Source organism: Huijunlia imazamoxiresistens, assembly GCF_037132455.1.
Lineage (GTDB): Bacteria > Bacteroidota > Bacteroidia > Chitinophagales > Chitinophagaceae > Flavisolibacter > Flavisolibacter imazamoxiresistens.
In genome coordinates this window covers 102,798-116,033 of the sequence record NZ_JBBBEI010000011.1, presented here as the reverse complement: position 1 = coordinate 116,033, position 13,236 = coordinate 102,798, and the positions used below count along the sequence as shown (strand labels likewise).

Annotated in this window: 14 protein-coding genes; 12 read left to right on the top strand and 2 right to left on the bottom strand. The window is 55.3% G+C overall.

Annotated features, from left to right (window positions below):
* The first annotated feature begins 230 nt into the window (after positions 1-230).
* Genes V9K67_RS14810 through V9K67_RS14785 form a run of 6 tightly spaced genes read left to right on the top strand, consistent with a single transcriptional unit; the run spans position 231 to position 4,951 of the window.
* On the top strand, positions 231-1,097 hold the full coding sequence (locus V9K67_RS14810; protein ID WP_336723719.1) for an STAS domain-containing protein: 867 nt from the start codon (positions 231-233) through the stop codon (positions 1,095-1,097).
* Between the two features lie 3 nt (positions 1,098-1,100).
* Entirely contained in the window at positions 1,101-1,496 is a 396-nt protein-coding gene (locus tag V9K67_RS14805; RefSeq protein ID WP_336723718.1) for an STAS domain-containing protein, read from the top strand.
* Positions 1,477-1,890, top strand: coding sequence for an anti-sigma regulatory factor (locus V9K67_RS14800; protein WP_336723717.1), 414 nt, complete (start codon positions 1,477-1,479; stop codon positions 1,888-1,890). Before V9K67_RS14805 ends, V9K67_RS14800 begins: the two co-directional genes overlap by 20 nt.
* Positions 1,883-2,899, top strand: coding sequence for an ATP-binding protein (locus tag V9K67_RS14795; protein WP_336723715.1), 1,017 nt, complete (start codon positions 1,883-1,885; stop codon positions 2,897-2,899). Before V9K67_RS14800 ends, V9K67_RS14795 begins: the two co-directional genes overlap by 8 nt.
* A 2-nt stretch (positions 2,900-2,901) precedes the next feature.
* Positions 2,902-4,545, top strand: coding sequence for an ATP-binding protein (locus tag V9K67_RS14790; protein ID WP_336723713.1), 1,644 nt, complete (start codon positions 2,902-2,904; stop codon positions 4,543-4,545).
* Between the two features lie 4 nt (positions 4,546-4,549).
* A complete protein-coding gene (locus V9K67_RS14785; protein ID WP_336723711.1) occupies positions 4,550-4,951 on the top strand; it encodes a response regulator in 402 nt (133 codons plus the stop codon).
* Positions 4,952-5,124: 173 nt separating this feature from the next.
* Here V9K67_RS14785 and V9K67_RS14780 read toward each other — a convergent pair whose 3' ends face one another.
* On the bottom strand, positions 5,125-7,932 hold the full coding sequence (locus tag V9K67_RS14780; RefSeq protein ID WP_336723709.1) for a TolB family protein: 2,808 nt from the start codon (positions 7,930-7,932) through the stop codon (positions 5,125-5,127).
* A gap of 265 nt (positions 7,933-8,197) precedes the next feature.
* Between V9K67_RS14780 and V9K67_RS14775 the strand changes: the two genes are divergently transcribed.
* Both V9K67_RS14775 and V9K67_RS14770 read left to right on the top strand, forming a co-directional pair.
* Positions 8,198-9,289, top strand: coding sequence for an LptF/LptG family permease (locus V9K67_RS14775; protein ID WP_336723707.1), 1,092 nt, complete (start codon positions 8,198-8,200; stop codon positions 9,287-9,289).
* Positions 9,290-9,396: 107 nt separating this feature from the next.
* On the top strand, positions 9,397-10,722 hold the full coding sequence (locus V9K67_RS14770) for a citrate (Si)-synthase, eukaryotic (protein WP_336723706.1): 1,326 nt from the start codon (positions 9,397-9,399) through the stop codon (positions 10,720-10,722).
* 219 nt (positions 10,723-10,941) lie between these two features.
* Here the strand turns inward: V9K67_RS14770 and V9K67_RS14765 are convergent, their stop codons facing one another.
* Positions 10,942-11,286, bottom strand: coding sequence for a response regulator (locus tag V9K67_RS14765; protein ID WP_336723705.1), 345 nt, complete (start codon positions 11,284-11,286; stop codon positions 10,942-10,944).
* A 208-nt stretch (positions 11,287-11,494) separates the two neighbouring features.
* Between V9K67_RS14765 and V9K67_RS14760 the strand changes: the two genes are divergently transcribed.
* The 4 genes from V9K67_RS14760 (at position 11,495) to V9K67_RS14745 (ending at position 13,084) form a co-directional block, all read left to right on the top strand.
* On the top strand, positions 11,495-11,743 hold the full coding sequence (locus V9K67_RS14760) for a YtxH domain-containing protein (RefSeq protein ID WP_336723704.1): 249 nt from the start codon (positions 11,495-11,497) through the stop codon (positions 11,741-11,743).
* 55 nt (positions 11,744-11,798) lie between these two features.
* On the top strand, positions 11,799-12,140 hold the full coding sequence (locus tag V9K67_RS14755) for a phage holin family protein (protein WP_336723702.1): 342 nt from the start codon (positions 11,799-11,801) through the stop codon (positions 12,138-12,140).
* Positions 12,133-12,564: a hypothetical protein gene (locus V9K67_RS14750; protein WP_336723700.1), complete on the top strand. Its 432-nt coding sequence runs from the start codon at positions 12,133-12,135 to the stop codon at positions 12,562-12,564. The genes V9K67_RS14755 and V9K67_RS14750 overlap by 8 nt, the downstream gene beginning before the upstream one ends.
* A 271-nt stretch (positions 12,565-12,835) precedes the next feature.
* Positions 12,836-13,084, top strand: coding sequence for a hypothetical protein (locus V9K67_RS14745; RefSeq protein ID WP_336723698.1), 249 nt, complete (start codon positions 12,836-12,838; stop codon positions 13,082-13,084).
* Positions 13,085-13,236 lie beyond the last annotated feature (152 nt).

The following is a 13,236-nucleotide window of genomic DNA, read 5'->3' as shown; positions in this document are numbered from 1 at the left end:
CCCCAAAAGGACTTTATGGGGAAGACAACGGTAGGCAATGGTTGTATTATAAAAATAACATTTTTGTAACGGGGCCGGTTTTTTTCGCAGGTAAATTCCCTTACGCACATACAAAATGCCGTTTTAACCCTTTTGTGCCCAGCGTTATGTTATATTAAAGAAAATAAATAAAAAGCTGCGAATACATGGGTTTGTTTTATTTTTAGAGCTTATAATCATAATCAAACGAAATGAAGGTAGATACCGTACAACTTTTTGAAAGGAAGAGAGATCAGCTGCTGGAAACCTGGATGAACAACCAGTTGGCCAGTGAATCGCTGCGGGATGATTTGATCAGCAATGACGACCTGCGGTCCCAGTCGGAAGAATTGCTGGATACCTTTTTAAGTAGCCTTAATGAAAATAACCTGACCCAGGCGCAGTCTTCGGACTTCGACCCCGTCCTGGAAATTTTATCCGGCATCTCCATCTCCCGGGCACGCCAGGGTTTTTCACCCCGCGAAACCGGCCATTATATTTTCAGCCTGCGCGATGCCTTCCTGGACGTGCTGCAGGACGAGATCCAAAACGATCCCCAGCGCCTCTACGAGATCAGCCGGCAGATCACCAAACTCGTCGACAGCTTCAGTTCGGTAACCTTCGAAACTTTTATTAAAGGCCGCGAGGAAGTGATCCTGCGCCAGACCGATGAGATCAGCGAGATCTCCACCCCCGTGATCCGCGTATGGGACGGCATCGTGGCCCTGCCCATCATCGGCACGCTGGACAGCGCCCGCACCCAGGTGGTGATGGAAAACCTGCTGCAGCAGATCGTGGATACCGGCAGCAGCATCGCCATCCTCGATATCTCGGGCGTGCCGGCCGTGGATTCGCTGGTGGCCCAGCACCTCATTAAAACCGTCAGCGCCACCCGCCTGATGGGCGCCGAATGCATCATCAGCGGCATCCGCCCTGAAATTGCCCAGACCGTCGTGCACCTGGGTATCGACCTTTCCCGGATCGTTACCAAGGCTACCCTGGCCAGCGCCCTGCGCCATGCGTACTCCATGCTGCAACTGGAGGTAAAAAAGGTTCAAAAAGAAAAATCGAGTTTATAGGAAATGGATCGTATTCCCATATTGAAAATGGGCAAGTTTTTGCTGGTAACCATACAGGTAGACATGTATGACCGCCTTGCCCTGAATTTAGAATCGGACCTGGTACAGGCTATCAGCAATTCCGGCGCCCGGGGCGTTTTGATCGATATCTCCGCTTTGTCCATCGTAGACTCTTTCATGGGCCGCATCCTGGGCAACATCGGCAGCATGGCCCGCATCATGGATGCGGAAACCGTGGTGGTGGGCATGCAGCCCGCCATTGCCATTACCCTGGTAGAGCTGGGCCTGGAGCTGAAAGGAGTATATACCGCCCTGAACGTAGAAAGGGGCATGCAACTGCTCAAGGATATCATTGGCCCCGAGGCTGAAACCACCGAGGATGATTATAGTACTGAATAAAGATACCATGGCTATTCTAAAGGAGCAGGACGTCGTTGTCTTTCGCAACCGCATCAAGGAGTACGCCACCCGTATCGGCATGGGACTGGTCAACCAGACCAAGCTGATCACGGCGGCCAGCGAACTGGTGCGCAACATGCTCCGCTATGCCAGTGGCGGCGCCACCGTCATCGAGGTGGTGAGCAAGGGCCGGGAAAACGGTATCCGCCTGGTGTTCCAGGACAAAGGACCCGGCATCCCCGACCTGGCCCTGGCCATGAAGGACGGCTTTTCCACCGGCAAAAGCCTGGGCCTGGGCCTGCCGGGGGCCAAGCGGCTGGTGAGTGAGTTCGATATCAAAAGTACCGTAGGAAAAGGCACCACCGTTACCATAATCAAGTGGAAGAATGGTTAATAACAAACAGTATTGTTTTGATGCACTGGACAGGAGTTATTATTCGCTGATAAAAAAAGAGATCCATGCACTGGCAGCAGGGGCGGGATTTGCCGGCCAGCGGCTGGCGGAAGTGGACCTGGTCGTGGCGGAAATACTGTCGAACCTGGGAAAATATACCAGGGGCGGACAGTTGCTGGTAAAGCTGGTGGAAAAGGACGCGCTGCCGGGCCTGGAGATCATCAGCGTGGACCAGGGACCGGGCATGAGCGATGTGCCTAAAATGCAGTCCGACGGCTATTCCTCCAAAAATACGCTGGGGCACGGCCTGGGATCCATCAAGCGCCTGTCCGACCAGTTCCATATCTATTCCCAGAACGGCTGGGGCACTATCCTGCTGTCGCGGATCTTTAAGGAGCACCTGCCCGCTGTTTCCGGGCCGCAGCTCTACGATATCCATTCCACCGTTTGTCCCAAACCGGGCGAAACGCATTGCGGCGACGGCTTTTATTATAAGGTCACCAAGGACTACCTCAAAGTGATGCTGGGGGACGGCCTGGGACATGGGCCCGAGGCCGAAATCGCCGTAGAGGCGGCCATCAATGCCTTCAAAATCTGTCCCGAGAACAGCCCGGTGGAAATGATCCGGTTCATGGACCGGGCGGTCAAGAAAACAAGGGGCCTGGTGGCCTCCGTGGGGGTGTTCGATTTCAAGGAGCAGCTGTGGCGCCTGTGCGGCGTGGGCAATATATCGGTAAGGATGCACGAAGGCATCCGGGTGAAAAACCACCTGGCCTACAACGGCATCATCGGCCTGAACATTCCAAAGACCATGAATGACCAGACCATTCCCTATGAAAGAAACCAGTACCTGGTAATGTGCAGCGACGGCATCAAGTCGAAATGGGACGTGACCAAATGGCCCGGGATCTTCCGGTGCGACCTTTCTGTGCTGACCGCCGCTGTATTTAAAGATTTTGCCCGGGGTACCGACGACCTATCCGTAGCAGTATGTAAAGTAAATCCTTAAAGATGCAGGAAATTGTACGTGTCACCTTAGAAAATGAGATGGACCTGGTGCTCGCGCACCGAAGGTCGATGAAGCTGGCCGAGCTGACCGGCATGTCCCTGTCGGCACAAACAACTTTTGCCACCGCAGTCTCGGAAGTGTCGCGGATCACCATAGAAAACGGGAAGAACGGCTGCCTGGTGCTGGGCATCAGCAGCAACCGCAAACAGGAAAAGTACCTCGTGGCCGCCCTCAAAGACGAAGGCGGCGGGGTCAATAAGGCTAACGTGGGACTGGACTATGCCAAAAAGCTGGCGAATAAATTCAATATCTCCAAAACCGAAACGGTCACCTTTATCGAGCTGTATTTCGCCCTGCCCGCGCAGCAACGCATCGATGCGGCAACGATCGAGGTCTGGAAAGAGCAGTTCGGGGACGACCGGCCGGTTTCGCCCTACGACGAGATCAAGCGCAAGAACGAACAGCTCCGCGACCTCGCCCAGAAGCTGCAGGAAAGCGAAAGCAAGTACAAGACCCTCACCAATTCGCTGCCCCTGATCATCTTTACCCTCGACAAGGAAGGAAAGATCGCTTTTGTCAATGAATGGACTTCCCAGTATACCGGCGTTAAGTTCGAAGAGGCGCAAAAGGAGGACTGGAGGGAGGTGCTGCACGAGGCGGACCGCGCCGCCTTTGCCTTGTTGCTCAACGACCAGGTAACCGGCGGCACTTTCAGTGTCAAGACCCAATGCCGGCTGCGGCAGGCCGACACCCAGGAGTACCTCTGGCACCTGGTGTCCATTACCCCCTTGCGGGACGAAAATGGCGCTCCCTACCAGTGGATCGGCTACGCAGTGGACATCCACGCCCAGAAGGTGTACGAGGAGACCTTGCAGGACAACCGCGAGCTGAAACGGCTGAAGCTGCAGCTCGAGGAAAGCAAATGGCAGCTGGAGCAGCACGTGCGCGAGCTGAACCGCAGCAATTTCGACCTGCAGCAGTTTGCCTTTATCGCCTCGCACGACCTGCAGGAGCCGGTGCGCAAAGTGGCCTATTACAGCGACATGCTGGGCAGTAAGTACGGCGACGCCCTGGACGACAAAGGACGCGGCTACCTGCAAAGCCTGCAGCTGGCGTCCTTCCGGATGCGTACCCTCATCAACGATGTGCTGTCCTTTTCGCAGGTGAGCCGCGATTCCCTCAATTTTGAGCCGGTCAACCTCCGCGAGGTGGTGAGCCAGGTGGTGACCGACTTCGAGCTGTCCGTAGCGGAAAAAGGCGCCGACATCCGCGTGGAAGCCCTGCCGAAAGTGGAGGCCGACAAGGCCATGATGGCGCAGGTGTTTGGAAACCTCATCAGTAATTCGCTCAAGTACGGCAAGGAAGGGGAGCCGCCCCAGATCTCGATCACCTCCGAAATTTCGGGCAACAACGCCCTGATCACGGTCAACGACAACGGCATCGGCTTCGACGGCAAGTATGCCGTCAACATGTTCAACCTGTTCCAGCGCCTGCACTCCCGTGACCGCTACGAAGGTACCGGGCTGGGCCTGGCCATCTGCCGCAAGATCGTGGAGCTGCACCATGGCACTATAACGGCAGAGGGTGCGCCCGATAAAGGCGCCTCCTTCACCATTTCTTTACCTTTAAAACAAGCCTTTTCATAATACCATGAACGCGTACAAACAAATTCTCCTGGCAGACGATGACTGCGAGGACCGGGACATGATCGTGGATGCCTTTGGCGAGATCGGCGTGACCAATACCATTGCGTGCGCGGAGGATGGCGAAGGCGTGATCAAGTACCTGGAGAACTGCCAGGCCGAAAGCCTTCCGAACCTGATCATCCTGGACCTGAACATGCCGAAAATGAATGGCACCCAGACCCTCCGCTACCTCAAAATGGACGAGCGGTACAAGCATATTACCGTGGTCATTTATTCCACCTCCATCAATCCCATCGAGAAGGAGGCCTGCCTGGACCTGGGCGCCCATTCCTATATGACCAAGCCGGTCCTGTACAGAGAATCCATCGAAACGGTGCAGCTGTTCAAGAGCCTGTGCCAGGCGTAGGATGTCGGATTTCGGATTTCGGATCCCCTTGATAGGCGTATTAGTCTTCTATTAGAGAAGTTGTCCTAAATCGCAAAATAATTAAATAAAATGGCCCCCGGGTTTCGGGGGCTTTCTGCATTGTAGTGCGTTATCTGTTATCAAGGGATTCGAAATCCGACATCCGAAATCCCCTAGTTGGGAATAATGCTCACCGGCAGCACTACCTCCCATAGTCCCTGCCGGCTGGGGCGGGCCCGGTCGGTGTCCAGCAGGCGGCTGTAGCGCAGGCCGATGGTCAGGGGCAGCTGGTTCCACCATTTGGTATCGAAGAACAGCTCGGAGCCGGTACTGAGCAGGTTAAAACTCCGGGTTTTGGCGTTGTTGTAGGCCCGGGTGTAATCGAAAAAGAGGTTGGCCCGCACCCGCTGGAAATACAGGATGCCGCCAAAGCCCCAGTCGGGGTAAAACAGGGGCAGGTGGTAGTTGGCCGAAGCCCGCCACATCAGCGAAGAATCGAAGTTGGCATACCCGCGGGAATGGGCAAAACGGTTGGAGAACAGGGTGTTGGCCGTATCGGACTGCTGCACCGAGCCCGTCAGCACCAGGCTGTGGTTGCCGAAGGAGGGCAGGAACACCTGGGCGTTGCCGATCAGCTGGTAGCCCTGCTGGTCCAGGCGGTGCCGGTAATCGGCCGTAAGGCGGTAGCCCAGTTTGGGAAAAATATGCTGCACCGCCCGGGGCAGCTGCTGGGTAAAGTTGACCGAATGGTGCAGGTAGGTGTACGACTGGCTCAGGAAATCGGATAAAGCCGGCGGCAGCGCCTTTTGCGTTTCCTGCAGGGGCGCCTGCTGGCCGAAGATCCCATTCTGGCCAACGGTCAGCAGCTTGTAGGTTTTGCCTTCGGTAAAGTTCAGCGGCAGGTAATAGCCGCCCCTCAGCTCAGATTGCCGCAGTTGCACGGGGATGTTGCTGATGGCGTTCGTGCTGGCGTTGCGTACCCGCAGGTTCGTATGCCGGTTGAAGGTATGTTCTACCCCGGCGGTCAGCACCGGGAAAAAGCCCGAATAAGCGGTGCTGAAACCCACCCCGCTCGACCGCTCGTTCTGATTGTAGCGGTAAAACAGGGTGTTGGTAAAGGTGTTCAGCACGTTGTTGCTGTACAGGCTGAAGGTGAACTCGGGGTCTTCGTAATACGGCCGCCAGCTGTGGATGTTCACCAGGCCGGTTCCCTTTTTATAAGCGGTTACCGGGAATTCCCGGGCCGGCGTGGCCAGGATGCTGCGGGCATCGGCCACGGGGTAGGCGGGGGGCTGTTCCGCCAGGCGGTCCAGGGTCACTTCCTGCCACAGCAGCCGGTCGGTGGCGGCGGTGCGCAGCTGCAGGCCGTCGGCGGTGAATTCCGACCAGGCCGCTTTATTCCCCTCCACGTTTCCATAATAATTGCCGGTCTGGCCCCGGGTCAGCCGGAACACCTTTTTGTCCTCCAGGCGCAGGGCGTACAGGTCGTCGTTGCCGTCGAAGGAGGCGGTAAAATAAACCGTGTTGTCCTCCACCGAGGGGTAACCTACCGTATAATAGGAGTAGGGCGTCAGCAGTTCGGTGCGCCCGTCCGTAATGCCCATCCGGGCAAGGGCCACGGTGCCGTCGGGCCGGCGGATGCCCAACACCAGGTGGTCTTCGTCCAGGAACCGGGGATGGAGATAATAGGAAGCGGCACCGCCGGCAATGTTGTGGGCCACGTTGCCGGTTTCGCTGTCCAGGATATGGAGCTCGGTTTGGGTGGAGTCGTTGATGGCAACCGCCGCCAGGCTTTTGCCGGAAGGGGAGAGGTCGGGCGTGAAATAGCGTTTTTTATGCGTCAGCCTTCTTTCTTTTTTGGTGGCGATATCCAGCAGGTAAATGTCGCTGAAGTCGGTCAGGCCCCAGCGAACGTTGACGTCGAGGGCGGTGTAGGCGATGGTGCCGCGGCGGTAGGTGAACCAGTCATCGCGGCTGAGGTTGCGCAGCCGGATGCGGTGTTCGCCGGTTTTGTCTTTCAGGTAAAAGGCCGCCAGGCGGTTGTAGCCTTCCTTTACATACACCAGCGAGTCGGTGCCGGCCGGTTTTGGAAAATGGTAATTGGTAACGGTGGCGGCCTTGCCGGCGGGCTGGGGTTTGATCCCTTGTTGGTCGCTCTGCAGGGCGGCGGCTGCAAACTGGCGGTACGACTGGCCGGAATGCCGGCGGATGGCCTGGCGGAAGGGGTACACCAGTCCCCGGAAGGCGCTGGCGTCGCGGGTGACCTTGCCCCAGAAGTCCGGGCCCTGGGTGCGGTAGCCGTAATTGGCCAGCAGGTAACCAAATTGGTAGTGGTTGGGCACGTAATCCTTCAGCGAGCCGTTCAGCAGCTTCATCAGGGGGTAGTGGCGGTCGTCGCGCCACAGGCTGCGGTAGCCGCTCAGGAAGTAGGGCTGCCGTCCGCGGCCCTGGGGGGTCAGCGCCGTTTCGGAATGCACGGCATCGCCTTCGAAGAACCAGTCGGGAACGGTCAGGGCGTTGGCCAGGGCCTGTCCTTCCTGTCCCAGCGCCAGGCGGAAGACCTTCGACAGGCCGCGGTTAAAGTTGTTGTATTGCTGCACATGGCGGTATTCGTGTACGGCCAGGTGCTGGTACCAGGGGAGCAGGCCCGACTCGAAGGTATTGGTGGGCGGGACCAGGTAATATTCGCTCCGGAAAGGGGCCAGGCCTACGTAGCCGTTGGCCAGGGTGGTATTGCGGTGCAGCACGATGTTGATCTTGCGGAGGCGGTTGCCCAGGGCGTTGGGCTGTTCGGCCGCCATTTGGTGCACCAGGGTGGCGATCTGCCTGGCCTGGGGCTCGGTGGCCCCTTCGAAGATCAGCCGGGCGGTATCGGTATGGATCTGCCGCCAGTTGGTGGAAGGGGGAAAGCCCCCGAATTGCTGCGCGAAAACCGGTTTAAAGCCGATGCTTACAAGCACGAGAAGGAACAGTCGTTGCATGCTGAGAGTTTACGAGTTTACAAGTTTACGGGTTTACGAGTTAACGTTCCGGAGTTCAGTTCCTGAGTTCCTGGGTTCCTGAGTTCCTGGGTTCAGTTGAATTGTTTATAAGTTCACGGATTGTTTTTGGGACGTGGTTCTAAGTTCCGGGTTTATCGTTTACCGTTAATAGTTGTGCCGTCCCTAATTCCCAATGAACCAATTCACCAATTCCCACCTTCCCATCCCTTTGCCTTTTGCCATTATTATAGTTACTTCGCTGTTGATGATCAAAAAGATTGATTGGTATATACTGAAAAAGTTCTTTACCACTTTTATATTTTGCATGCTCCTGTTTACGGCCATTGCCGTGGCGGTGGACAGCAGTGAGAAAACGGATGATTTCGTAAAAACGGGCCTGAGCAGCTACCAGATCTTCACCCAGTACTACATGGGTTTTATTCCTTATATCTGGGGGTTGCTGTACCCGCTTTTTGTGTTTATCGCCGTGATCTTTTTTACCAGCAAGATGGCCCTGCGCTCGGAGGTCATTGCCATCCTGGCCAGCGGCACCACCTACAACCGGTGGCTGCGGCCGTATGTCATCGGCGGGCTGGTGTTTGCCCTGGGGCTGTGGCTGGCCAACCGGTACTGGATCCCGAAGGCAAACGAGATCCGGGGAACCTTCCAGGCTACCTATTTCGACAAGGGCAGCCCCGGGACCTATGGCGGCAGCAGCTCTTCGTTTTATATGCGGGTAGATGCCAACACGTATGTGGGAATAAAATACTATGACACCAGTTCAAAGTCGGCCAGCAGTTTTTTCCTGGAACGGGTCAAAAACAACCGGATGGTATACAACCTGCGGGCGGAGCGGATGCAGTGGGACACCGCCAAAAAGAACTGGGCCCTGATCAATGTGTTGGAGCGGAAGATCGACAGCATGCACGAAACCGTTCGGCAACTGCCGCAAATGAACATGAACCTGAACTTTCTGCCGAAAGATTTAAGAAAAGATGAATATTTAAAAGATAAGCTGACGACTCCCGAGCTGGCATCGTTTATCCGCATGGAAGAAATCCGGGGGACGGAGGGCTTGAACACGCTGAAAGTGGAGATGCACCGCCGCTCGGCCACGCCGGCCAGCGTGCTGCTGCTGACCCTGATCGGGGCCATCGTCGCCGGCCGCAAAACCCGGGGCGGCAGCGGGCTGCATCTGGCCATCGGCATCATTATCGCCGCCGTGTTCATCCTGTCGGACCGCTTCTCTACCGTGTTTTCCATCAAGGGCAACCTGCCGCCGCTGCTGGCGGCCTGGATCCCGAACGTGGTCTTCGGGCTGGTGGCCTACCGCTTGTACCGGAAAGCGGCCAAATAGGGTGAATTAAAAATGGATATATGTATCATATTTTTTGAAACCCGGCCGTCATTCAATACATTAGCGCCTCCAAAAACCCCTTTCATCGTATTGATAAAAATTTTAACATGGATTATATAAAGGAAAGGTTTAAAACAAAAGCCGATGAGCTTTCAGTCGAAATTAAAGATCTCCTGAAAGAGCATGGTAGCAAGAAAATCGGGGAAGTCCAGTTGTCGCAGGTATACCAGGGTATGCGCGGCATGACCGGGCTTGTTTCCGAAACATCGCTCCTGGATGCGCAGGAAGGTATCCGTTTCCGCGGCTACTCCATCCCTGAACTGCAGGACAAGTTACCCAAGGCGGAAGGCGGTACCGAACCTTTGCCGGAAGGCTTGTTTTACCTGATGCTGGTAGGCGAACTGCCCACGGCCGAGGATGTACAGCACCTCACCAGCCTGTGGCAGCGCAGGAGCCACGTGCCCAACCACGTGTTTGCTGCGATCGAATCCCTGCCGGCAACCACCCACCCCATGACCCAGTTTGTAGTGGCCATCATGGCGCTGCAGACCGAAAGCAATTTTGCCCGCCGCTATGCTGCCGGCATGAGCAAAAAAGACTACTGGGATGCCGTGTTCGATGATTCCATGGACCTGATTGCCCGCCTGCCCCGCGTGGCGGCCTATATCTACCGCCGCAAGTACAAGAACGGCGAGCACATCCAGCCCAACGGCCTGCTCGACTGGGCCGGCAACTTCGCCCACATGCTGGGATACGAAAGCCCCGGTTTCCAGGAGCTGATGCGCCTGTACATGACCATCCATGCCGACCACGAAGGCGGCAACGTTTCGGCCCATACCACCCACCTGGTAGGCTCGGCCCTGAGCGATCCTTACCTGAGCTTTGCTGCCGGCATGAACGGCCTGGCAGGTCCCCTGCACGGCCTGGCCAACCAGGAAGTGATCAAGTGGATCTTTGAAATGCGGGAAGAACTGAACACCGAGCTGCCCACCAAGGAGCAGATCGCCGAATACGTGAAGAAGACCCTGAGCCAGGGTAAGGTGGTGCCGGGTTACGGCCATGCCGTCCTGCGCAAGACCGACCCCCGCTTTTCCGCCCAGATGGAGTTTGGCAAAAACCACATGCCCGAAGACCCGCTGGTGCAGACCGTGTGGAATATCTACGAGGCGGTGCCCCCGATCCTGCAGTCGCTTGGAAAGATCAAGAACCCCTGGCCCAACGTAGATGCGCACAGCGGCGCCCTGTTGGTGCACTATGGCATGGTGGAATATGAATTTTACACCGTATTGTTCGGCGTAAGCCGCGCCCTGGGCGTACTGGCCAGCCTGTGCTGGGATCGTGCCCTGGGACTGCCCCTGGAGCGTCCCAAGTCGGTTACTACCGACCTGGTGAAATCCTGGCTGAAAGGCGAAGGCGAGATCTGGGGCGACTAGCCCCTCCCGGCCTCCCCCGGTGGGGGAGGAGATGGGGCACCGCCTGAAGCTTTCCGCGCCTACTTTATGGCCGAAATACTATAAAAGAAAAAAGCACGCAACGAAAGTTGGGTGCTTTTTTCTTTTGGGGAATATTAGGGGAATAGGCGAAGGGCAGCCTACGCAAAAAAGTCGGAGGGCTCGCCAACACCCCCTCCACCGGAGGGGGCAGGGGGAGGCTTAAAAGAAGTTATCCAGCGCCTTAAGGCTGATGGGCTTTTCCCAGATGGTCAGCTTCGCCCCGTCCAGTTCGGAGGTCATAATGGGGCGGAAAGCGCTGATCAGGTGGAACTGGATGTTGGGGTGCTTGTGGAACATTTCCGGCAGCTTGTCCCATCCCAGCCCATCGGGCAGGTTGTAGTCGATAAAGAGGTAGTCGGGTACGACCTGGTTCAGCCGGCTCATGCCGTCCGACAGGGTATGGGCTATATAGACTTCATAGTTCTTACGAAGAAAGTAGGCTTTCATCAATAAGCATAAATCCACTTCATCATCTATGATTAAAACTTTTTTCCTTTGGTTCATATCGGAGTCGCCGTTATGTGGTGGTTCATTTGACACTAAAAAAATCATGCAAAAAAAAGAATAAAAGTGCAAATAGTTAATCTATTTACGATGTAGATTTTTTTACACACCCAAAAAGGTGGTAAAATGAAAAAAACTGATGCTATATTGGTATGATTATTTATCTTAAATGCCAGAGTTTATTTGGTAAAACTTAAATACTATCGTCATGACTACGAAATCGAAAGTTATCCTTGGACTGGTCGGAGCTGCAGCCGCCGGTGTAGTGGTAGGACTTATCCTGGCTCCTGAAAAAGGTTCTGACCTCCGGCAAAAGATCACCTCCACTGCCGGTGACTGGGCCGACCAGTTGTCCGACCTTCTTTCCTCGGCTAAAAGTGAAATTGATAACCTGAAGGCAAAAGGCGCGAAAGTCGCATCCGACGCTGCCGGCAAGTACAACGAAAGCTTTAGCTAAATTACGGCGGCAGGCCCTGCAAAGGGCCTGCTTCTTCTTTTGAAACTTTTTGCTCATGGAAGAATTAAAGACCAATCTATCCCAGCTCAATACACATGTCCGTCAGTACGTTAAGACCTATTTGGAGTTAGCAAAAGCAAAAGCTACAAAAGGAGCTTCCAATGCAGTTGCCGGTATCGCTATCGGGGTAACCACCCTGCTCTTTGCCTTTTTCGCCCTCTTCTTCGCCAGCTTCGCCCTGGGGTGGTGGATCGGCTCTTTACTGAATAGCATGGCCTTAGGATTTTTGATTGTGGCCGGTATTTATCTTCTTCTGATCGGGTTGATTATTATGCTTCGTAAAAAGGTGATCGTACCCATGATTCGTAATGCCATCATCAGTAAAATTTATGAGTAAAATAAAAACATTCGAAGATCTCGAGGCCGAGCAAAAGCGGTTGGAAGGCCTGCTTTATTCGCATAAGGCTTCCTTCCAGGATAATATCGCCGGCATCAAGCACGGCCTGAAACCTTTTAACCTCGTGTTCTCTACCGTTGGCCGGGCCATCACCCGCGACCGTTCGGGACCGCTGCTGAACCTGGGTATCGACCTGGGCATCGATCTGCTGTTCCGCAAGCTGTTGCTGGCCCGCGCCGGTTACCTTACCCGGGTGGTCGTTCCCTTCGTCGTTAAAAACCTTTCTTCTCATATCATTATGGACCAGCAGCGTCTCGTGGTCATGCGCCGGATCCGGAGGTTTTTCCGCCGGAAAGCCGGTGACGCACCAGGTGCCGCTGGGCCGGGTTCCGAACCGGCAGTAGGTCCCGACGTTCTTTCGTGACCTTTTCCTTTATCTAATTCGCCAGGCCTTACCCGCCTGGCTTTTTTATTTTCTGTCAAAAAGATATCCAGGCTACTTTAAGGATATATTTTTTGCTGCAGAAGAAAGGCTTGCATGGAGGGGTATGGCGGGGCGCTTCTATATGAGGAGCAACATGCACATAATGAAGGGCTTGCAGGGGCTGCGGCGGCAAAGATGGGGTCGGGCAGGTACGGTTTTTTCTTACTTTGGGGTGAACCTTTATCGGCAGTAAACTTAAAAACAACCAGTTATGAAGACAACCTCCCAAGGCCCCAGGCTGCCCCAGGACAGCGACCCCAAACGCAACCCTTCCCCGGCCGACAATGCGCCCAAAAGGGAAGGCGGGGATGATTCCCTGGCCCAGGCCCGTCCGGACGATTACCGGGCAGATGAAAAAGTGATCGTCAACGAACAGCGGGAAAGTAAAACGGTCAATGCGCCCTCACAGACCGCCGTGAATACCAATACCAGTATCTCCAACGACGAAGAAGCGCTGTAGCCGGCGCCGCAGCCCGGCCCGACGGGGCGATCTGAACGCTTTATGTTCCCAACCTTCCGGCGGTGTCCGGGAGGTTTTTTATGGGCGGCTCGAACCGGCCACAGCAAAAAAAAGGTGCAGTTGCCTGCACCTTATGATAAAAAATTGATGTG

Coding starts and splice junctions, on each gene's coding strand:
- V9K67_RS14800 (WP_336723717.1), top strand. CDS start 1,477: ATGATTATAGTACTGAATAAAGATACCATGGCTATTCTAAAGGAGCAG.
- V9K67_RS14790 (WP_336723713.1), top strand. CDS start 2,902: ATGCAGGAAATTGTACGTGTCACCTTAGAAAATGAGATGGACCTGGTG.
- V9K67_RS14745 (WP_336723698.1), top strand. CDS start 12,836: ATGAAGACAACCTCCCAAGGCCCCAGGCTGCCCCAGGACAGCGACCCC.
- V9K67_RS14805 (WP_336723718.1), top strand. CDS start 1,101: ATGGATCGTATTCCCATATTGAAAATGGGCAAGTTTTTGCTGGTAACC.
- V9K67_RS14770 (WP_336723706.1), top strand. CDS start 9,397: ATGGATTATATAAAGGAAAGGTTTAAAACAAAAGCCGATGAGCTTTCA.
- V9K67_RS14765 (WP_336723705.1), bottom strand. CDS start 11,286: ATGAACCAAAGGAAAAAAGTTTTAATCATAGATGATGAAGTGGATTTA.
- V9K67_RS14795 (WP_336723715.1), top strand. CDS start 1,883: ATGGTTAATAACAAACAGTATTGTTTTGATGCACTGGACAGGAGTTAT.
- V9K67_RS14775 (WP_336723707.1), top strand. CDS start 8,198: ATGATCAAAAAGATTGATTGGTATATACTGAAAAAGTTCTTTACCACT.
- V9K67_RS14755 (WP_336723702.1), top strand. CDS start 11,799: ATGGAAGAATTAAAGACCAATCTATCCCAGCTCAATACACATGTCCGT.
- V9K67_RS14780 (WP_336723709.1), bottom strand. CDS start 7,932: ATGCAACGACTGTTCCTTCTCGTGCTTGTAAGCATCGGCTTTAAACCG.
- V9K67_RS14785 (WP_336723711.1), top strand. CDS start 4,550: ATGAACGCGTACAAACAAATTCTCCTGGCAGACGATGACTGCGAGGAC.
- V9K67_RS14810 (WP_336723719.1), top strand. CDS start 231: ATGAAGGTAGATACCGTACAACTTTTTGAAAGGAAGAGAGATCAGCTG.
- V9K67_RS14760 (WP_336723704.1), top strand. CDS start 11,495: ATGACTACGAAATCGAAAGTTATCCTTGGACTGGTCGGAGCTGCAGCC.
- V9K67_RS14750 (WP_336723700.1), top strand. CDS start 12,133: ATGAGTAAAATAAAAACATTCGAAGATCTCGAGGCCGAGCAAAAGCGG.